This window comes from Streptomyces diversicolor (assembly GCF_057537855.1).
In genome coordinates, this window is the sequence record NZ_BAAJXA010000014.1 from 102,157 (window position 1) to 121,549 (window position 19,393).

Here is a 19,393-nt window from a genome sequence, read left to right on the forward strand (position 1 = left end):
GTATGTCCTCGGCGCCGTTCGCCTCCGTCCGATTCCGCGTCCCGGGGCCGGTCAGGACGCGGGGGTGTCCGGCAGTCGCTTCTCGAACCAGTGGCCGGCGTAGACGTGGTCGGGTGGCACCGAGCCGTTGATCTACGAGGCGCGGATCATCACCGGTTCGGCGAGGGCCGGGTCGCCCAGCCCCCGCTTGGCGGCGGACAGCGCGGACATGGCCGCGCCGACCGCCGGGTCGAGCACCCGCGTACGGTTCACGCGTACTGCCCCGGCTGGTAGTGGCCGGGCGTCATCCGCGTGCTCACCCCGAACCGGTTCCAGGCGTTGATCACCGTGATCGCGGCGATCAGCTGCGCCAGCTCGGCCTCCTCGGAGAGCTTGGCGGCCTTGTCGTAGACCTCGTCGGGCACGAAGCCGTCGGTGAGGACCGTGATCGCCTCCGTCAGCTCGATCGCCGCCAGTTCCTTCTCCGTGTAGAAGTGCCGCGACTCCTCCCACGCGCTCAGCTGCACGATCCGCTCGACGCTCTCGCCGGCCGCGAGGGCGTCCTTGGTGTGCATGTCGAGACAGAACGCGCAGTGGTTGATCTGCGAGGCCCGGATCTTCACCAGCTCGTACAGCGTGGGGTCAAGACCCTGCTTGGCCGCGGTGTCCAGTCGGATCATCGCCTTGTACACGTCCGGGGCGAGCTCGGCCATGCGCAGGCGGGGTGCGATTTCGGGTGCGTACTGAACGCTTTCCTGTGCGGTCATGTCCTCGACCCTAGAAGCCGGGCGGCCCAGGAGTATGGTCCATTTCCATGGCGGAATCCTGGGCCACTTTGGGCATCGACCTGCATCTGGAACCGACCGGGTCGCACGGCCTGCGGCGCGGCCTCACCGACGCGCTGCGGGACGCCGTCCGCACCGGCCGCCTCGCCCCTGGCACCCGGCTGCCCTCCTCCCGCAGCCTCGCCGCCGACCTCGGCATCGCCCGCAACACCGTCGCCGACGCCTACGCCGACCTGGTCGCCGAGGGCTGGCTCACCGCCCGCCAGGGCTCGGGCACCCGGGTGGCCACGGGGATGGCCTCCCCGGCCGGGCCGGCCGTACCGGCGGCCGGCCGGGCGCCCCGCCGCCGTGCCGTCGACCGGCCCACCCACAACCTCACCCCCGGCACCCCCGACCTGTCCGCCTTCCCGCGCACCGCGTGGCTCAAGGCCGCCCGCCGCGCCCTGACCACCGCCCCCAACGACGCCCTCGGCTACGGCGACCCCCGCGGCCGGCCCGAACTGCGCACCGCCCTCGCCGGCTACCTCGCCCGCTCCCGCGGCGTCCGCGCCGACCCCGAGAACATCCTGGTGTGCGCCGGGTTCGCGCAGGGCCTGAAGATCTTCACCGCGGTGCTGCGCTCCCGCGGCGTCCACACGGTCGCCGTCGAGTCCTACGGCCTCTTCGTCCACTGGGACCTGCTGGCCGCCGGCCGTCTGACCACACGCCCGCTGCCGTACGACGACCTGGGCACCGACACCCGCGCCCTCGCGGATGCGGGCGCGGGCGCCGTGCTGCTCACGCCCGCCCACCAGTTCCCGATGGGCACGGCCCTGCACCCCGACCGGCGGGCCGGCGCGGTGGACTGGGCGCGGCGTACCGGCGGCCTGGTCCTGGAGGACGACTACGACGGCGAGTTCCGCTACGACCGCCAGCCCGTCGGCGCGCTCCAGGGACTGGCCCTCGACCACGTCGTCCACCTCGGCACCGCCAGCAAGTCCCTCGCCCCGGGCCTGCGGCTCGGCTGGATGGTGCTGCCGCCGTCCCTCGTCGACGAGTGCACCGCAGCCAAGGGCCACAGCGACAGCTGCGGGGTGCTGGACCAGCTCACCCTGGCCGAGTTCATCACCTCCGGCGCCTACGACCGCCATGTACGCGCCGCCCGGCTGCGCTACCGGCGCCGCCGCGACACCCTCGTCGCGGCCCTCGCCGCCCGCGCCCCCGACGTCCGGGTCACCGGCATCGCGGCCGGCCTGCACGCCGTCCTGCGCCTGCCGCCCGGCACCGAGCAGTCGGTGGTCCAGGCCGCCGCCTGGCAGGGACTGGCCCTGCACGGCCTGGCCACCTACCGCCACGAACACTCCGTCACCGCGCCCCTGGACGCCCTGGTCGTCGGCTACGGAACCCCACCGGACCACGCCTGGACAACAGCCCTTGACTCCCTGTGCCGCGTCCTGCCGTAACCTCCGCCCGGCCCCCTGCGGGGCTTTGCGGGGCGTGAGGCCGTGTCGGTCTCGTCTGCGTGCTGTCCGGGGCTTGGGAACGCAGAGCCGGGGGTCGTGCTGTCGCGGGGCGCGCGGGGCCCGCGGGATGTGCTGGGCTTCGGCCGGGGGTGTTGGGGGTTTGCGGTTGCGCGGTCCGATGCCGTTCCCTGCGGGGCTTTGCGGGGTGGGTGGGGTGCACTGGGCTTCGGCCCGGCGGGATGTGTCGGGTGTCTGCCGGGTGGGGGTTCGGGGATTGCGGTCGCAGGGCTCGGGCCGGTTCCCTGCGGGGCTTTGCGGGGTGTGGGGGCGCGCGGTGGGCTCGGCTGGGTGGGGGGCCGGGACTGATGGTGGCGAACGTCCCGAGCCGCGGAATGCGCTAGGGCGTTGCCGGGTGGGGGTCCGGTACCGGGGGCTCTCCGAAGCGGGCCAGGGTCAACGCTCCGGTGACCGCCACCGCGAAGCCCAGCACCGCGAGCCAGGTCAGGCCCTCCCGGGTGCGATCGCCCAGCCACACCACGCCCACCGCCGCCGGGCCGATCGTCTCGCCGATCACCATCCCGGCGGTGGCCGTGGTCACCGAGCCGCGCTGGAGAGCCGAGGTCAGCAGCAAGAACGCGGCCACCCCGCCGAGCAGCAGGGCATAGGCGGCCGGATCGGTGAACAGGGCCGCCGGCGCCAGATCGTCGATCAGCCGCACCGCCACCTCCACCACCCCGAACCCGAAACCCGCCCCCAGACCGAGCAACAGCGCCCGGCCCCGCCCCCGCAACCGCCCGCCGACCGCCCCCAGCAGCAGCACCGCCACGGCCGCCGCAGGCATCGCGTACCGCAACGCCGCCGAGCCGTTCCGGCGGCCCTCCGCCCCGGAGGCCAGCCCCAGCATCACCAGCCCGGCGCACACCACCGCCACCGCGACCCACTCCGCCCGGCTCAGCCGCACCCGCAGCAGCCGTGCCGCGACCACCGCGGTCACCGCCAGACTCGACGCCAGCGCCGCGCCGACCGCATAGATCGGGAGGGACCGCAGCGCCGCGATCTGCAACAGGAAGCCGAGACCGTCCAGCCCCAGACCGACCAGATACCGCCACTGCCGCAGCGCCCGCAGCAGCAGCGCCGCGTCCCCGCCCACACCGGTGTCCGCGGCCCGGCGCGCGGCCATCGCCTGCAACACGGTCGCCGTCCCGAAACAGACCGCCGCGCCCAGGGCGCACACCATTCCGAAGAGCACGAAGCGACTGTAGGGGAGCCGGCGGACCCGAGGCCCGACCCAAGCCCGCCTCTCACCGGACTCTCGCCTCGGAAAACCGGTCCGCGGCGTATTCAGCGGAGCGCTCAGGGGGTGACAACCGCTCGCAACTGATCGAGCCCCCAGTCCAGATCCTCCTTCTCGATCACCAGGGGCGGCGCGATCCGGATCGTCGGGCCGTGTGCGTCTTTCACCAGCACGCCACGGTCCATCAGCCGCTCCGAGACCTGCCGTCCCGTGCCGAGCGCCGGCGCCACATCGACCCCCGCCCACAGTCCGCGCCCGCGCACCGCCGTCACCGCGCCGGTGCCGAGCAGCGCGCCCAGTTCACGGTGCAGATGCCCGCCCAGCTCCGCCGCGCGCGCCTGGTACTCGCCCGACCGCAGCATCGCGATCACCTCCAGCGCCACCGCGCAGGCCAGCGGATTACCGCCGAACGTCGACCCGTGCTGACCCGGCCGGAACACCCCCAGCACCTCCGCGCCCGACACCACCGCCGACACCGGCACGATCCCGCCGCCCAGCGCCTTCCCCAGCAGATACACATCCGGCATCACCCCCTCGTGCTCGCACGCGAAGGTCCGCCCGGTCCGGCCCAGCCCCGACTGGATCTCATCCGCGATGAACAGCACGTTCCGCTCCCGGGTCAGCTCCCGCACCGCCGGCAGATAACCGGCCGGCGGCACGATCACACCCGCCTCGCCCTGGATCGGCTCCAGCAGCACCCCGACCGTGTTCTCGGTGAGCGCCGCCCGCATCGCGGTCAGGTCCCCGTACGGCACGATCTCGAAGCCCGGCGTGTACGGCCCGAAGTCCGCCCGTGCCTCCGGTTCCGTGGAGAAGCTGATGACCGTCGTCGTACGGCCGTGGAAGTTGCCCCCCGCGACCACGATCTTCGCCATCTCGGCGGGCACCCCCTTCACCCGGTAGCCCCACTTGCGGGCCGTCTTCACCGCGGTTTCCACCGCCTCCACTCCGGTGTTCATCGGCAGCACCAGCTCCATGCCGCACAGCTCGGCCAGCTCGGCGCAGAACGCGGCGAACCGGTCGTGGTGGAACGCCCGCGACGTCAGCGTCACCCGGTCCAGCTGGGCCTTGGCCGCCGCCACCAGCCGCCGGTGACCGTGCCCGAAGTTCAGCGCGGAGTAGCCGGCCAGCAGATCGAGATAACGCCGGCCCTCGACATCCGTCATCCAGGCCCCGTCCGCGGTGGCCACGACCACCGGCAGCGGGCGGTAGGTGTGCGCACTGTGGGCGTCGGCGGCGGCGATGAGCCGCTCCGTAGCGTTCACGGGAACTCCAGTGGGCCAGAGTGTCGGATTCGTCCCCCTCTTCCATCCTCGCGCCCGGGGCGCTCCCGGAGCCGTCAGCAACATGCGACCACCGCCACGCGTGCCCGTCCGACGCGCCCGGTAGGCTGACGGCGGGCCGTGACTGGCGCGCTGGGATGGGATGGACCATCGGGGAGCGGCCCAGCCACTTCGAGTGCCGTGCGCCTGGGCCGAGCCGTGAACGCTGTACGTACGCCGTCCGGAGGTCCCCATGCCAGAGCAGCCCCTGTCCCCCCTCTCCTCTGCCTCCTCTTCCTCCTCTTCTCTCTCTTCGTCTCTCTCCGCCGAGTCCACCGCCTTCCGTGCCGCCCTCGATGTCATCCGTGCCGTCGAACCGCGCGTGGCCGACGCCATCGGCCAGGAGGTCACCGACCAGCGCGAGATGCTGAAGCTGATCGCCTCCGAGAACTACGCCTCCCCGGCCACCCTCCTGGCGATGGGCAACTGGCTCAGCGACAAGTACGCCGAGGGCACCATCGGCCGCCGCTTCTACGCCGGCTGCCGCAATGTCGACACCGTGGAGTCGATCGCCGCGGAGCACGCCAAGGAGCTGTTCGGCGCCCGTCACGCCTATGTCCAGCCGCACTCCGGCATCGACGCCAACCTCGTCGCCTTCTGGGCCGTCCTGGCACAGCGCGTCGAGGCACCCGCCCTGGAGAAGGCCGGCGTCCGCCAGATCAACGACCTCTCCGAGGCGGACTGGGCCGAACTCCGTCAGTCCTTCGGCAACCAGCGCATGCTCGGCATGTCCCTGGACGCCGGTGGCCACCTCACCCACGGCTTCCGCCCGAACATCTCCGGCAAGATGTTCGACCAGCGTTCCTACGGCACCGACCCGGCCACCGGCCTCATCGACTACGAGGCCCTACGCGCCTCCGCCCGCGAGTTCAAGCCGCTGATCATCGTCGCCGGATACTCCGCCTACCCCCGTCTCGTGAACTTCCGGATCATGCGGGAGATCGCCGACGAGGTCGGTGCCACGCTCATGGTGGACATGGCCCACTTCGCCGGTCTCGTCGCCGGCAAGGTCCTCACCGGGGACTTCGATCCGGTCCCGCACGCCCAGATCGTCACCACCACCACGCACAAGTCGCTGCGCGGGCCGCGCGGCGGCATGGTCCTGTGCGACGACTCCCTCAAGGACCAGGTCGACCGCGGCTGCCCGATGGTGCTCGGCGGCCCCCTGCCGCATGTCATGGCGGCCAAGGCCGTGGCCCTCGCCGAGGCCCGCCGGCCCTCCTTCCGGGACTACGCCCAGCGGATCGTCGACAACTCCCGGGCGCTGGCCGAGGGCCTGATGAGCCGGGGCGCCACCCTGGTCACCGGCGGCAGCGACAACCATCTCAACCTGATCGACGTCGCCGCCTCCTACGGCCTCACCGGCCGCCAGGCCGAGGCCGCACTGCTGGAGTCCGGCATCGTCACCAACCGCAACGCGATCCCGGCCGACCCCAACGGCGCCTGGTACACCTCCGGCATCCGCATCGGTACCCCCGCCCTGACCACGCGTGGCCTGGGCACCGCCGAGATGGACGAGGTCGCCGGCCTCATCGACCGCGTTCTGACCACCGCCGAACCCGGCACCACGAGCAAGGGCACCCCGTCCAAGGCCCAGCACGTCCTCGACCCGAAGATCGCGGACGAGATCTCGCACCGCGCCTCCGACCTCGTGGCCGGGTTCCCGCTGTACCCGCAGGTCGACCTCGGCTGACCTCCGCCCGAGAACCGGGCGCCGGGAGTCCCCATGCCGGCCGGGAGTCTCCTGTCGCCCGGGGGCCGATCAGCTCCCTTCGTGGTTCCTCCCACGGCGGTCCGGCCCGGCGCCGGGCCGCCGGACGGCGGTATGGGGAGCTGGCGCCGCGACCGGTCCGGGGCCGTGCCCGCGTGCGCTTTCACATGTCCCGCAGTTCCTGCCTGGGTCCCGGCTCCCGGTCACCGCGCCGCAGGGCCGGTGCCAGCCGTGGCACCAGGGACCGCAGCACCAGTGCAAGAGCGGCACCCCCAGCCGCGCCCGGTATCGCCCACCACCAATCCGTGCCGTCCTCCCCGGTGTTGATCGAGACCGTGGTGGTCGACTCCTCGGTCCGGTCCGCCGTGCCGGGGCTCTCCGACTCCCATGGGCCCGGGAAGATGCCGGTGTAGCCCGCCTGGCTGTTCTTGTTGCTCAGCACGCCCAACTTCCCGAGCAGGGCGCGCAGTTGGCCGGGGTGTTCGGCGCGGTGCCAGTAGCCGTTCAGCGATTTGGACACATTGGCGGCCGTGTGGATCCAGACCGTCCCCGACTTGGAGTCCGTGGGGAAGACCCGGTCCATGCGCCAGGGCCATATGTCGTGCGCCAGCCAGGTCACATTGATCTGACGGCCGGAGTCCGGCTCCGCCTCCGGCGGTGTCTCGCGCGATCCCCGGTTCTCCGGGCCCAGCAGCCGCTGGAGTTGTCCGTATTCCTCGTCCGAGAAGTACCGCGCGGCGGTTTCCCCGCTCTGGGGCGAGGTCACCAGCACGCTGGTCGGACCGCCCGCCGCCGCGGTCGACGCTCCCCACAACAACAGCCCGAGCAGGACGGCCACCATCCCGCTCAGCGCCGTCAGTTCACGAACCCTGCCTCTCGCCATCCGATCCCCCTGCCGGTCAAAGCCCTGCGGCCCGCCCGCGAGCCGCGTGTCACTACTGGTACACCGCCCGACCCGCCGGGGTTCCCCTTCCGCACGCACTATTTCGAGGATCCCGATGCCGAGGGCGCCGCGGAGCCCTCGGACTCGCGCGGCTCGACCTGCCCGGCCGACAGCCCGGACATCGGCACGAGCGACCTCGCGATCCGCACCGCCCTCGCCCGCGACTCCACGCCCTCCAGACGCAGCGTCACCGCCCCGTCCCGCGCGCCACCTGCCCCGCCCTCGGCCCCGTCGGCCCCGCCCCCGCCCTCGGCCCCGCCGGGGCCCGTCCCGGCGTCCGCCCCCGCGTGGTGGATCCACAGCAGGGTCGGCCCCGCCGTGCGCACCTGACGCCGATAGCGGTCGCCATCGGCGTCCACCAGCCAGAACTTCAGCAGATGCGGCAGCGGGAACCACAGCGCGTAGTCGGGCATGTCCTGCGCCGACGAAGCCGGACGCAGATCGATCCACTCCGGTCGCTCGCGCACGGTCTTGGAGAAGCCGGCGTCCAGGCTCGCCGGGAACGCGTCGAGCCGGACGACATGACCCCGCTCACGCCAGCACATGCCGAGCACCGGCCGCCGGCCCGGCCCGCCGGTCACGGTCACCGAGTCCGGCACCCCGAGCGCACTGGGCACCAGCGGCTCGAACCCGGCCCGCTGCCTCGCCTGCCCGAGAGACAGGGAGCGGCCGCAGCCCGGCACCTCGGAACCGGGGGAGGGCACCGCCGACGGGTCGTAGCGCACCTCGACGCCGCCGAAGCCGAACCAGTCGTAGACCGCCGCCCGCACCGGGGGCGTGAGCGCGAGCACCGCCAGCAGACCGCACAGCGCCGCCGTCAGCGAACGCCACCGCAGCCGCGTCCAGCGCCGGACCGCGCGCAGCCGCCCCCTCGCACCCGCGGGCTCGGCCACCGGGACCGGCAGCCGCTCGGCCAGTATCTGCCCGAGCACCCGCTCGGCCATCGTCTCGGAGTCGATCGTCCCCGCGGCACCGTCACCGCCGTCGCCGCCGGGCGCGCCCAGTGACCGGCCCAGTGCCCGCAGCTCCTTCGGCAGCCGGGCGGCGGCCGACCCGCCGGACCGTCCGCGGTCCCGCCCACGCGGGTCCCGGCCACGCGGACCCCTCCCGCGCAGGCCCCGGCCCCGGGCGTCCCCGAAGGCTCGCCCGTCCTCGCCGTCGTACCGCTCAGTCACGCTCCTCCCCCCCTTCCCCGGGCTCGCATTCCGGCAGCAGCCGGCCCAGCTTCCGCAGGGCGCGGTTCAGCCGGGACTTCACCGTCCCCCGGGGCCAGCCGAGGGCCTGGGCGGTCTCCGACTCGTCCATTTCCAGGAGATAGCGGTAGGTGACGACCAGACGGTGCTCCTCGCTCAGCTGGTCCAGGGCGGCCAGGAGCGCCGCCCGGCGCTCCGTGCGGAGCGTGGCGACCGCCGGGTCAGCCGTCTCCGGTATCAGCGGCTCGGCCTCCACGAAGGCCGCCTCCCGGCCGGCGAGCGTGCGCTGCCGCGCCGCCGCCCGCACTGTGTTCCTCGTCTCATTCGCCACGATCGACAGCAGCCAGGGCCTGAACGCCGCGCCGTCCTTGAAACGGCCCAGCGCGCAGTACGCCTTGACGAACGCCTGCTGCACCACGTCCTCCGCGTCCGCACCCGCCCCGAGTGCCGCCGCCGCCCGCAGGGCGATGCCCGTGTGGGCCCGCACCAGCTCCGCGTACGCCTCCGGCTCTCCGGCGCGTACACGTGCGATCACCGCGGCCTCATCGACGATGCGGCCCCCCTCCCGCGTCCTCACGCTCTTGATACACCGCCGGAGACGAATCGGTTCCCACCCGTTTCCGATCGGTTCGGGATCGGGCCGCGACACCTGAGAGAATGGTGAACATGGCTTCAGACAGTCCCCGCGTGCTCTCCGGAATCCAGCCCACCGCAGGCTCGTTCCACCTCGGCAACTACCTCGGCGCCGTTCGTCAGTGGGTGGCCCTGCAGGAGTCCCACGACGCGTTCTACATGGTTGTCGACCTGCACGCGATCACGGTCCCGCAGGACCCGAAGGAGCTGCGCGCGAACACCCGGCTCGCCACCGCCCAGCTCCTCGCGGCCGGCCTCGACCCGGAGCGCTGCACGCTCTTCGTCCAGAGCCACGTCCCCGAGCACGCCCAGCTCGCGTGGGTCATGAACTGCCTCACCGGCTTCGGCGAGGCATCCCGCATGACCCAGTTCAAGGACAAGTCCGCCAGGCACGGTGCCGACCGCGCCTCCGTCGGCCTGTTCACCTACCCGATCCTCCAGGTCGCCGACATCCTGCTCTACCAGGCCAACGAGGTCCCGGTCGGCGAGGACCAGCGCCAGCACGTCGAGCTGACCCGTGACCTCGCCACGCGTTTCAACGGCCGTTTCGGGGAGACCTTCACCGTGCCGAAGCCGTACATCCTGAAGGAGACGGCGAAGATCTACGACCTTCAGGAACCGTCCGTCAAGATGAGCAAGTCGGCCTCCACACCGAAGGGCCTCATCAACCTCCTCGACGATCCCAAGGCCACCGCCAAGAAGGTCAAGAGCGCGGTCACCGACACCGGCACGGTCGTCCGCTACGACGTCGAGAACAAGCCGGGCGTGAGCAACCTGCTCACGATCTACTCGACGCTCACCGGCACGGGCGTGGCCGAGCTGGAGGCGAAGTACGAGGGCAAGGGGTACGGGGCGCTCAAGACCGACCTCGCCGAGGTCATGGTGGAGTTCGTGACGCCGTTCAGGGAGCGCACCCAGCAGTACCTGGACGACCCCGAGACGCTTGACTCCATCCTTGCCAAGGGCGCGGAGAAGGCGCGCGCCGTCGCCGCGGAGACCCTGGCCCGCGCCTACGACCGGGTGGGCTTCCTGCCCGCGAAGCACTGAGGCGCACCACCGCACACGGGCCTTCGGGCAGAGCGCCGCACATCACTTCGGCTGCGCCTGCCCAGGGCACAGCCGTGGCCGTACAGTCGATAGCCGGACGGCTGAGTACGAATCCGGCAACCCAGCCGAGACGACGACAGGAGACGACGTGGGGACCGTAACGATCGGCGTGTCGATCGCGGTCCCGGAGCCTCACGGCAGCCTGCTCCAGGAGCGGCGCGCGGGCTTCGGCGACGCCGCGGCTCACGGCATCCCCACGCACGTCACGCTGCTGCCGCCGACGGAGGTGGACGAGTTCGCGCTGCCGGCCGTCGAGGCGCATCTGACGCGGGTCGCCGCGGCCGGCCGGCCGTTCCCGATGCGGCTGTCCGGCACCGGCACGTTCCGGCCGCTGTCGCCGGTGGTCTACGTCCAGGTCGTCCAGGGCGCGGAGTCCTGTTCCTGGCTGCAGAAGCGGGTGCGCGACGGGTCGGGGCCGCTGGCCCGCGAACTCCAGTTCCCGTACCACCCGCACGTCACCGTGGCGCACGGCATCGACGACGCGGCGATGGACCGGGCGTTCCGGGAGCTGGCCGGGTTCGAGGCGGAGTGGCCCTGCACCGGGTTCGCGCTCTACGAGCAGGGGGTGGACGGTGTGTGGCGGAAGCTGCGGGAGTTCACCTTCGGGGGGACTGTGGTGCCGCCGCAGGCGGGGCATGCGGCGTGGGGGACTATCGTCCGGCGGTGACCTTTGCTCCGCGGTTCGGCTGGGTTGGGCTGGGGTTTCTTTTGGCTGCGGCCGGGGTGTGGCTGGGCTTTCGGGTTGGTGGTTGGGTGCGGGTTCGTGGGGGCTTGGCGCGCAGTTCCCCGCGCCCCTTTCGGGGCGGTGGTGTGGGCGTCGGCTTTTGAGGGGCGGTTGGGGGTGGTGGTCGTCTGCGGCACCATCGTGGCTTGTCGCGCAGTTCCTCGCGCCCCTTTTGGGGCGGTGGTGTGGGCGTCGGCTTGCGAGTGGGGGCTTGTCAGAGGGGGAGGCGGCGGAACAGGGGGCGGGGGGTGTGGCGTAGGGCTGTCATGATGAGGCGGAGCCGACCCGGGACCCAGAGGGTTTCCGTGCGGCGGCGCAGGCCCAGTTCGATGGCCGTGGCCACGGCCTCCGGTGTGGTCGCCAGGGGCGCCTCGTCGAGGCCGGCCGTCATCCGGGACCGTACGAATCCGGGACGTACGACCATGACGTGCACGCCCGTGCCGTACAGCGCGTCGCCGAGTCCCTGGGCGAAGGCGTCCAGACCGGCCTTGCTTGAGCCGTAGATGAAGTTGGAGCGGCGGGCCCGCTCGCCGGCGACCGAGGAGAGGACCACCAGGGAGCCGTGGCCCTGCGTCTGGAGCGCGGCGGCCGCCACCAGGCCCGCCGAGACCGCGCCCGTGTAGTTGGTCTGCGCGACCCGGACCGCGCTCACCGGTGCCCGCTCGTCGTGCGCCTGGTCGCCGAGGATCCCGAAGGCGAGCAGCACCATGTCGACGTCGCCCTCCGCGAAGACCTTGCCGAGCACCGCCTCGTGCGACTCGGGTTCGAGCGCGTCGAAGGCGACGGTGCGGGCGTCGGCGCCCAGGCCGCGCAGCTCCTCGGCGGCCTTGTCCAGGGCGGGCGACGGACGGCCCGCGAGCCACACGGTGCGGGTGCGGCGGGCGATCAGCCGGCGCGCGGTGGCCAGCGCGATGTCCGACGTACCGCCGAGGACGAGCAGGGACTGGGGGAGGCCGAAGGCGTCCTTCACTACAGCTCCTTGGAGGTCGGTGCTTCTCAGAGGTCCAGGCGGCGGGCGAGGTCCGAGACGAACACCCCGCGCGGGTCGAGTTCCGCGCGCAGCGCCCGGAAGTCGGCGAGCCGGGGGTACATCGGGGCGAGCAGGTCCGGGCGCAGCCGGGAGTCCTTGGCGAGGTAGACGCGTCCGCCGGCGGCGGCGACCTCCTCGTCCAGCTCGTCGAGGAAGGCGCCGAGCCGGGGCAGGTTCGCCGGGATGTCCAGGGCGAGCGTCCAGCCGGGCACCGGGAAGGAGAGCCAGCCGGGGTCCGCCTCGCCGAAGCGCTTGAGTACGGCCAGGAAGGACGGGAACCGGCGCCCGGAGATGCGGCGCACGATCCGGTGCAGGGCGTCCTCCTGACCGTGTCCGACGACGAACTGGTACTGGACGAAGCCGCCGCGGCCGTAGATCCGGTTCCAGTGGGGCACGCCGTCCAGGGGATGGAAGAAGGCGGGGATCCGCTGGAGTTCGCCGGTACGCGCGCGTGGCGCCCTGCGGTACCAGATCTCGTTGAACAGCCCCACGCCGGCCCGGCTGAGCAGGCCCTCCGGGACGAAGGCCGGGGCGGGCGGGAACTGCCGGGGGCGGAAGGACAGCGGGCGCCGCCACGCGCGCGTGCCCTCGCGCAGCGCCTCCAGGGGCGCGTGGTCGCCGCGGGTGAGCACGGCGCGGCCGGTGGCGGCGCCCCGGGCCAGCAGGTCGATCCAGGCGACCGAGTAGCGGTAGCGGTGGTCGGTGGCCGTCAGGCGGGCCATCAGATCGTCCAGGTCGGTGGCGCGCTCGGTGTCGACCGACATGTACGAGGTCTCCACCGGCAGCAGCCGCACGGTGGCGGTGAGGATCACCCCGGTCAGGCCCATTCCGCCGGTGGTCGCGTCGAACAGGGGGGTGCCGCGGCCGACCGCGCGGATCTCGCCGTCGGCGGTGAGCAGTTCCAGCGCGAGCACATGGCGCGAGAAGGAGCCGGAGACGTGGTGGTTCTTGCCGTGGATGTCGGCGCCGATCGCCCCGCCGACCGTCACCTGGCGGGTGCCCGGCGTCACCGGCACGAACCAGCCGAGCGGCAGCAGCACCTCCATCAGCCGGTGCAGGGAGACGCCCGCGTCGCACAGCACGGTGCCGCCGTCGGCGTCGATGGCGTGGATGCGGTCGAGACCGGTCATGTCGAGCACGGCGCCGCCGGCGTTCTGCGCCGCGTCCCCGTAGGCCCGGCCAAGGCCCCGGGCGATGCCGCCACGGGCCCCGCAGCCGCGGACGGCGGCCACGGCCTCCTCGTACGTCCGCGGACGCACCAGCCGGGCGGAGGTGGGGGCGGTGCGGCCCCACCCGGTGACGGAAACCATGGCTCCAGACATGCCGGAGACCGTATCGCCCCAATGTGAGCGATTAATTTAGAAACATCCCATCCCTCCCCGAAATGGGTGATTAATGGGATGTCGCTCAATATTGCCGTAGTTCTGGCGGTGCGGGCGTGAACAGTGAGTCCACATGGACGACATGGACCACCGGATCCTCTCCGCACTCCGCGCCCGCGGTGCCGATCCGCGCGTCGCGTCCGCCGCACGCGGCCTGTCCCTGGCCGGTGAGCACGGCGCGCTGTGGCTCGCGGCGGGTCTCGTCGGAGCCGCCGCGGACGGCGCGCGGCGCGGCTCCTGGCTGCGCGGCACGGCGCTCGTCGCGGGCGCGCACCTCACCAGTTCGGGCGTCAAACGCCTGGTGCGCCGGGCGCGCCCGGCGCACATCGAGCCCCTTGTACGCACCGTCGGCCGGTACTCCTTCCCGAGTTCGCACGCCGCCTCCGCGACGGCCGCCGCGGTGGCGTTCGGGGCGCTGGGCGCGTACGGGCTGCCGCCGCTGGCCGCCGCCATGTGCCTGTCCCGCCTGGTGGTGGGCGTCCACTACCCCTCCGATGTCGCCGCCGGCGCGGTCCTGGGGGCGCTCACGGCGCGACTCGGGGCGCGCTGGATGACAGGGGGCGGTCGTGACTGAGACCGCGCCCCTCAGGGACGGCGTGCACGCCGGGGAAGCCACACTGCCGGAGCGGCGCAAGCCTCCCGTGCCGTCCGTGCGCCCGATCAAGGGCACCCTCCTGGGCGGCCTGCTGAGGACCACCCGCCCCAAGCAGTGGGTCAAGAACAGCCTCGTCGCCGCCGCCCCGGCCGCCGCCGGGCAGCTCTTCTCCCGGCACGCGCTCGCCCAGGTGGCCCTCGTCTTCGTCCTGTTCACCGCCTGCGCCGCCGCCGTCTACCTGATCAACGACGCCCGTGACGCCGAGGCCGACCGCGCCCACCCGACCAAGTGCCGCCGCCCGGTCGCCGCGGGACAGGTCCCGGTACCCGTCGCCTACGCCGCGGGAGCCGCCCTGGCCGTGCTCGCGCCGGCCGCCGCTGCCTGGCTGACCGCGCCTCTCGTCGCGGCCCTCCTGGCGGCCTACGTCGCCATGCAACTGGCGTACTGCGTCAGCCTCAAGCATGTGCTCGTCGCCGATCTCGCCGTCGTCACCACCGGCTTTGTGATGCGCGCGATGATCGGCGGGCTCGCGCTCGGCATCCCGCTGTCCCGCTGGTTCCTGATCACCACCGGTTTCGGGGCGCTGTTCATGGTGTCGGCCAAGCGTTACTCCGAAGCCCTCCAGATGGCCGGGAAACCGGGCGCCACGCGCGCGTTGCTCACCGAGTACACCACCGGCTACCTCCGCTTCGTCTGGCAACTGGCCGCGGGGGTCGCCGTCCTCGCGTACTGCATGTGGGCCCTGGAGGAGGGCGGCGCGCCGCACGCGGGCGTACTGCCCTGGCGGCAGCTGTCGATGGTCGCCTTCATCCTCGCGATCCTCCGCTACGCCGTCTTCGCCGACCGCGGCGCCGCGGGCGAGCCCGAGGACGTCGTCCTGCGCGACCGGGCGCTGGCCCTGATCGGACTGGCCTGGCTCGCCATGTACGGGCTCGCGGTGGCGAACTGGTGAGCGTCGCCCGGCGCGAACTGCTCGGCTTCGCCGTCGCCGGGCTCCTCGCCTACGCCACCGACCTGGCCGTCTTCAGCCTGCTGCGCGGCCCCGCCGGACTCGATCCGGTCACCGCGAAGACCGTGTCCTTCGTCGCGGGCTGCACGGTCGCCTACGTGGGCAACGCGCGCGGCACCTACCGCCACGCGCAGCCGCGGGGCCCGCGCCCGTACGCCGTCTTCGTCGCCGTGAACCTCGCCGGCGCGCTCGTCCAGCTCCTGTGCATCGTCGTCAGCCACTACGGCCTCGGACTCACCTCGCAGTGCGCCGACACCGTCTCCGGTGCCGGCATCGGCATGGCCCTCGCCACGGTCCTGCGTTTCTGGGGTACCCGGACATTGGTGTTCCCCGCCGAGGGCAGAGTCGGATCATGGACTGGCTGAAGAGGCTCCCCGGAGTAGGACCGCTCGTCACGTGGCTCATGGCCACGCACGCGTGGCAGGCGTACGAGCGCCTGGACCGGGTGAAGTGGACGCGGCTGGCGGCGGCGATGACGTTCATCAGCTTCATCTCGCTGTTCCCGCTGCTGACGGTGGCCGCCGCGATCGCCGCCGCCACGCTGAGCACGGCGCAGCAACAGCAGCTCCAGAAGAAGATCACCGAGCAGGTCCCCGGCATCTCCGCGCAGTTGGACATCAACGCCCTGGTGCAGAACGCGGGCACCGTCGGACTCATCGCCGGTGCGGTCCTGCTGTTCACCGGCATCGGCTGGGTCGGCCAGATGCGCGACTGTCTGCGGGCGGTGTGGGAGCGGCCGGACAGCGAGGGCAACCCGATCGTGCGCAAGGCCGTCGACGCGGGCGTCCTCGTCGGCCTCGGCGGCGCGGTGCTCGCGACCATCGTCATCTCGACGGTGGCCTCCGCCCTGGTCGGCTGGATCTCCGACGAGTTGGGCCTCGGCCGGGCGAGCTGGGGCAGCCTGCTGCTGCGCGTCGCCGCGTTCGCCGTCGCCGTGCTCGCCGACTTCCTGCTGCTGCTCTACGTCCTGACCCTGCTGCCCGGGGTCGATCCGCCGCGCCGCCGCCTGGTGGTGGCCGCGCTGATCGGCGCGGTCGGCTTCGAACTCCTCAAGCTGCTGCTCAGCGGCTACATCCAGGGCGTCGCCACGAAGAGCATGTACGGGGCCTTCGGCGTGCCCGTGGCCCTGCTGCTGTGGATCAACTTCACCTCGAAACTGGTGCTGTTCTGCGCCGCCTGGACGGCGACGCAGAGCAAGGAAGCACCGGTCACGGACGGGGCGTCGTCCGACGGCGCACCAGGTCCGGCAGCGGCCAGCGGCGATTGATCAGGAACACCCCGCCGGCCAGCAGCACCAGCAGCCCGCCGGTGATGGCCAGCGCGACGCCCGCACCACCCGAACCGCCCGCGGCGGAGGCGCCGGCCGGCTTCGCCGGGGACCCGCCGCCGGCCGCGCTGCCCGCGGCGGTGCCACCGCCCGCCTCCGCGGCGGACGCCGAGGCACCCGGCTGTCCGCCGGCCGGTACCGCGCTCTTCGGCGGCACCAGTTCGCCCACCGGCCGCGCCTTGCCGGCCGCCGCGAAGCCCCAGTCGAAGAGCTTCGCGGTCTCCTTGTAGACCTCGTTGTGCTCGTTCTTCTGCGGGTTCATGACGGTGACCAGCAGCACCCTGCCGCCGCGTTCCGCGACGCCGGTGAAGGTGGCGCCCGCCTTGGTGGTGTTGCCGTTCTTCACGCCCGCGATCCCGTCGTAGACGGAGATGTCGGCGTCGCCGCTCAGCAGCCGGTTGGTGTTCTGGATCTCGAAGGTGCCGCGGACCTTCTTGCCCTTGACCTTCTTGGTCTCGCCCGGGAAATTCGCCCGGACCGTGGAACAGTACTCGCGGAAGTCCTTCTTCTGGAGTCCGGAGCGGGCGAACAGCGTCAGGTCGTACGCCGACGAGACCTGTTCCGGCGCGTCGTAGCCGTCGGGGCTGACCACATGTGTGTCGAGGGCCTGCAACTCCTCGGCGTGCGCCTGCATGTCCTTGACGGTGTCCTTGACGCCGCCGTTCATCGCGGACAGCACGTGCACGGCGTCGTTGCCGGAGCGCAGGAAGACGCCGAGCCACAGGTCGCGGATCGTGTAGGTCTCGCCCTCGTGCACCGGGACGACGCTGGAGCCCGCGCCGACGCCCGCCAGATCGGAGGGCACCACCTTGTGCTCGGTCGACTTGGGGAACCTCGGCAGCACGGTGTCGGCGAACAGCATCTTCAGCGTGCTCGCCGGGGGCAGGCGCCAGTGTGCGTTGTGGGCGGCGAGCACGTCGCCGGTCTCGGCGTCGGCGACGATCCAGGAGCGCGCGGTCAGTCCCTTGGGCAGCACGGGCGCGCCGGTACCCAGGTCGACCTGGGTACCGGCCTGGCCGAGGCGGGCGCCGCCGACCGTCGACATCTGCGCCGGGGGTGTGGCCGACGGACGCGGGGCCGCGAGGGCGGCCGGCGCCGCGAGAGCAGGCGCGAGGGAAAATGTCAAAAATGCGGCAGAACATACCAGAAGGGATCGTCTGGCGATCTTATAAGGTGCGGGCACGGTCGAGAACGTACCTGTCGTGGGCCGTGAAGTCCCGTCGCCCGCCCCACCCCGGGCCGGGATCCGGACAGCCGACCGCGATACTGGGCATATGAAGCTCAGCCGCCCGGTGTCCTGGTTCCTGCTCGCCTTCGGGGTGTGGAGCTGGGTCATCTGGGTCACTTTCGTCAAGAACCTCGTCAAGGACAGCAGCGGACTCGCCTTCGACGACGGGCATCCGACGGGCTATTTCTGGGTGCATCTGCTGCTGGCGGTCGTCTCCTTCGTATGGGGGACGGTCATCGGCGGCATCGGGTTGCGCGGGCTGCGCGCACTGCGCCGGACGTCATAGCCGGACGTCATGACGGAACACTCACAACGGAAGACCGAGGACACCGCACAGTGGTCATCGTCTTAGTGCTCGTCGCCCTGGCCGTGCCGGCCGTCGTGGCCGGGCTGCACTGGTACGTCTGGCGGCGCCTGGTCCGCGACACCACGGCGGCGCCGGGACGCGCCCGCCGGGCCGGTACGGCGGTGTTCGTGGCGGGCCCGGTCCTCATGGTCGCCGCGCTGGTCGCCGAGCGCGGCGGAGCGCCGTTCTGGCTCCAGCGCGCCCTGGCCTGGCCCGGCTTCCTGTGGATGGCGCTGGCGCTCTACCTGCTGATGGCGGTGGTGGCGGGCGAGGCGGTGCGGCCCCTGCTGCGCCGTCTGACGCGCGCACGCGCACCCGAGCCCGTCCCCGCCGCCCCGGTGGCCGTGCCGGCGGGCACAGCACCGGCTCCGCAGGCGCAGCAGCCGGCGCCGGAGCCACAACCGGACGCGGGCCCGGAGCCCCGACCGGACGCGGGCCCGGAAACCGGCCCGGAGCCCGCCCCGCAGGACCCGTCGCGCCGGCTCTTCGTGTCGCGGGTCGTAGGCGGGGTTGCGGCCACGGCCGCCGTGGCGACCGTCGGCCACGGCACCTACGGCGTGCTGCGCGGACCGCGTGTGAAACGTGTCACGGTTCCGCTGGCCAAACTCCCGCGTTCCGCACACGGTTTCCGCATCGCCGTCGTCAGCGACATCCACCTCGGGCCGGTCCTCGGCCGGGGCTTCGCGCAGCGGGTCGTCGACACGATCAACGCGACCCAGCCCGATCTGATCGCGGTCGTCGGCGACCTGGTGGACGGCAGCGTCCCCGACCTGGGCCCGGCGGCGGCACCGCTGGCGCAGCTCTCGGCCCGGCACGGGGCGTACTTCGTCACCGGCAACCACGAGTACTTCTCCGGTGCCGAGCAGTGGGTCGAGGAGGTGCGCCGGCTCGGGCTGCGCCCGCTGGAGAACGCCCGCACCGAACTGCCCGGTTTCGACCTCGCCGGGGTCAACGACGTACAGGGCGAGAGCGAGGGCCAGGGCCCGGACTACGAGAGAGCCCTTGCCGACCGCGATCCCGCACGCGCATGTGTGCTCCTCGCCCACCAGCCCGTGCAGATCCATCAGGCCGTACGCCATGGTGTCGACCTCCAGCTCTCCGGCCACACCCATGGCGGGCAGTTGTGGCCCGGCGGTCTGCTCGCGGCGGCGGCCAACCCGACGGTGGCGGGCCTGGAGCGCTACGGCGACACCCAGCTGTACGTCAGCCGCGGTGCGGGCGCGTGGGGGCCGCCCACCCGGGTGGGGGCGCCGTCGGACATCACGGTCGTGCAACTGGCGTCCCGGCACGCCTGAGCGCGGCTGCCGGCGCCGCAGGCCCGCGTCAGCGCGCGTGAAAACAGG

At 72.6% G+C, this 19,393-nt stretch carries 19 protein-coding genes and 1 riboswitch; of the genes, 10 read left to right on the plus strand and 9 right to left on the minus strand.

From position 1 onward, the window contains the following. Nucleotides 1-248: 248 nt before the first annotated feature. Nucleotides 249-746 carry a carboxymuconolactone decarboxylase family protein gene (locus tag AC27LF_RS18455; protein ID WP_479657102.1) on the minus strand — a complete coding sequence of 166 codons (498 nt, stop codon included), beginning with the start codon at nt 744-746 and terminating at the stop codon, nt 249-251. A 47-nt stretch (nt 747-793) separates the two neighbouring features. On the opposite strand from AC27LF_RS18455, the gene pdxR reads away from it, so the two are divergent. Then, nucleotides 794-2,206 (plus strand): MocR-like pyridoxine biosynthesis transcription factor PdxR, encoded by a 1,413-nt coding sequence (pdxR, locus tag AC27LF_RS18460; protein ID WP_479657103.1) that lies wholly within the window; start codon nt 794-796, stop codon nt 2,204-2,206. A 397-nt stretch (nt 2,207-2,603) separates the two neighbouring features. Here pdxR and AC27LF_RS18465 read toward each other — a convergent pair whose 3' ends face one another. Beyond that, the gene (locus AC27LF_RS18465) at nt 2,604-3,443 is read right to left on the minus strand and encodes a DMT family transporter (protein WP_479657196.1); all 840 of its coding nucleotides are present in this window, start codon (nt 3,441-3,443) and stop codon (nt 2,604-2,606) included. Between the two features lie 116 nt (nt 3,444-3,559). Continuing rightward, the gene (gene rocD / locus AC27LF_RS18470; protein ID WP_479657104.1) at nt 3,560-4,765 is read right to left on the minus strand and encodes an ornithine--oxo-acid transaminase; all 1,206 of its coding nucleotides are present in this window, start codon (nt 4,763-4,765) and stop codon (nt 3,560-3,562) included. A 128-nt stretch (nt 4,766-4,893) separates the two neighbouring features. Continuing rightward, nucleotides 4,894-4,982, plus strand: a riboswitch (ZMP/ZTP riboswitch). Nucleotides 4,983-5,015: 33 nt separating this feature from the next. On the opposite strand from rocD, the gene AC27LF_RS18475 reads away from it, so the two are divergent. Then, the gene (locus AC27LF_RS18475) at nt 5,016-6,515 is read left to right on the plus strand and encodes a glycine hydroxymethyltransferase (protein WP_479657105.1); all 1,500 of its coding nucleotides are present in this window, start codon (nt 5,016-5,018) and stop codon (nt 6,513-6,515) included. A gap of 181 nt (nt 6,516-6,696) precedes the next feature. Here AC27LF_RS18475 and AC27LF_RS18480 read toward each other — a convergent pair whose 3' ends face one another. The 3 genes from AC27LF_RS18480 to AC27LF_RS18490 all read right to left on the minus strand — a co-directional run bounded on the left by AC27LF_RS18480 (nt 6,697) and on the right by AC27LF_RS18490 (nt 9,204). After that, nucleotides 6,697-7,416 (minus strand): hypothetical protein, encoded by a 720-nt coding sequence (locus AC27LF_RS18480; RefSeq protein ID WP_479657106.1) that lies wholly within the window; start codon nt 7,414-7,416, stop codon nt 6,697-6,699. Between the two features lie 98 nt (nt 7,417-7,514). Then, nucleotides 7,515-8,591, minus strand: a complete 1,077-nt coding sequence (locus AC27LF_RS18485) for a hypothetical protein (RefSeq protein ID WP_479657197.1) — start codon at nt 8,589-8,591, stop codon at nt 7,515-7,517. A gap of 52 nt (nt 8,592-8,643) precedes the next feature. After that, nucleotides 8,644-9,204 (minus strand): RNA polymerase sigma factor, encoded by a 561-nt coding sequence (locus AC27LF_RS18490; protein ID WP_479657107.1) that lies wholly within the window; start codon nt 9,202-9,204, stop codon nt 8,644-8,646. A gap of 131 nt (nt 9,205-9,335) precedes the next feature. On the opposite strand from AC27LF_RS18490, the gene trpS reads away from it, so the two are divergent. Beyond that, nucleotides 9,336-10,349 (plus strand): tryptophan--tRNA ligase, encoded by a 1,014-nt coding sequence (trpS, locus tag AC27LF_RS18495; RefSeq protein ID WP_479657108.1) that lies wholly within the window; start codon nt 9,336-9,338, stop codon nt 10,347-10,349. Between the two features lie 148 nt (nt 10,350-10,497). Then, on the plus strand, nt 10,498-11,076 hold the full coding sequence (locus tag AC27LF_RS18500; RefSeq protein WP_479657109.1) for a 2'-5' RNA ligase family protein: 579 nt from the start codon (nt 10,498-10,500) through the stop codon (nt 11,074-11,076). A gap of 271 nt (nt 11,077-11,347) precedes the next feature. Here AC27LF_RS18500 and dprE2 read toward each other — a convergent pair whose 3' ends face one another. Both dprE2 and dprE1 read right to left on the minus strand, forming a co-directional pair. Continuing rightward, on the minus strand, nt 11,348-12,103 hold the full coding sequence (dprE2, locus tag AC27LF_RS18505) for a decaprenylphospho-beta-D-erythro-pentofuranosid-2-ulose 2-reductase (RefSeq protein WP_404023423.1): 756 nt from the start codon (nt 12,101-12,103) through the stop codon (nt 11,348-11,350). 26 nt (nt 12,104-12,129) lie between these two features. Then, nucleotides 12,130-13,485 carry a decaprenylphosphoryl-beta-D-ribose oxidase gene (dprE1, locus tag AC27LF_RS18510; protein WP_479657110.1) on the minus strand — a complete coding sequence of 452 codons (1,356 nt, stop codon included), beginning with the start codon at nt 13,483-13,485 and terminating at the stop codon, nt 12,130-12,132. 133 nt (nt 13,486-13,618) lie between these two features. On the opposite strand from dprE1, the gene AC27LF_RS18515 reads away from it, so the two are divergent. The 4 genes from AC27LF_RS18515 to AC27LF_RS18530 are packed head-to-tail and all read left to right on the plus strand — an operon-like array spanning nt 13,619 to nt 16,416. Next, on the plus strand, nt 13,619-14,119 hold the full coding sequence (locus AC27LF_RS18515) for a phosphatase PAP2 family protein (protein WP_479657111.1): 501 nt from the start codon (nt 13,619-13,621) through the stop codon (nt 14,117-14,119). Next, nucleotides 14,112-15,092, plus strand: a complete 981-nt coding sequence (locus AC27LF_RS18520) for a decaprenyl-phosphate phosphoribosyltransferase (RefSeq protein WP_479657112.1) — start codon at nt 14,112-14,114, stop codon at nt 15,090-15,092. Before AC27LF_RS18515 ends, AC27LF_RS18520 begins: the two co-directional genes overlap by 8 nt. Continuing rightward, a complete protein-coding gene (locus AC27LF_RS18525) occupies nt 15,089-15,514 on the plus strand; it encodes a GtrA family protein (RefSeq protein ID WP_479657113.1) in 426 nt (141 codons plus the stop codon). Before AC27LF_RS18520 ends, AC27LF_RS18525 begins: the two co-directional genes overlap by 4 nt. Continuing rightward, complete coding sequence (locus AC27LF_RS18530; RefSeq protein WP_479657114.1) at nt 15,502-16,416, plus strand: YihY/virulence factor BrkB family protein; 915 nt, start codon at nt 15,502-15,504, stop codon at nt 16,414-16,416. Before AC27LF_RS18525 ends, AC27LF_RS18530 begins: the two co-directional genes overlap by 13 nt. On the opposite strand, the gene AC27LF_RS18535 is transcribed toward AC27LF_RS18530, so the two are convergent. Next, the gene (locus AC27LF_RS18535) at nt 16,358-17,659 is read right to left on the minus strand and encodes a D-alanyl-D-alanine carboxypeptidase family protein (RefSeq protein ID WP_479657115.1); all 1,302 of its coding nucleotides are present in this window, start codon (nt 17,657-17,659) and stop codon (nt 16,358-16,360) included. The two genes, AC27LF_RS18530 and AC27LF_RS18535, sit on opposite strands and share 59 nt — an antisense overlap. A gap of 91 nt (nt 17,660-17,750) precedes the next feature. On the opposite strand from AC27LF_RS18535, the gene AC27LF_RS18540 reads away from it, so the two are divergent. Both AC27LF_RS18540 and AC27LF_RS18545 read left to right on the plus strand, forming a co-directional pair. Further along, entirely contained in the window at nt 17,751-17,990 is a 240-nt protein-coding gene (locus AC27LF_RS18540; RefSeq protein WP_479657116.1) for an SCO4848 family membrane protein, read from the plus strand. 50 nt (nt 17,991-18,040) lie between these two features. After that, nucleotides 18,041-19,345, plus strand: a complete 1,305-nt coding sequence (locus AC27LF_RS18545) for a metallophosphoesterase (protein ID WP_479657117.1) — start codon at nt 18,041-18,043, stop codon at nt 19,343-19,345. Nucleotides 19,346-19,393: the final 48 nt, after the last annotated feature.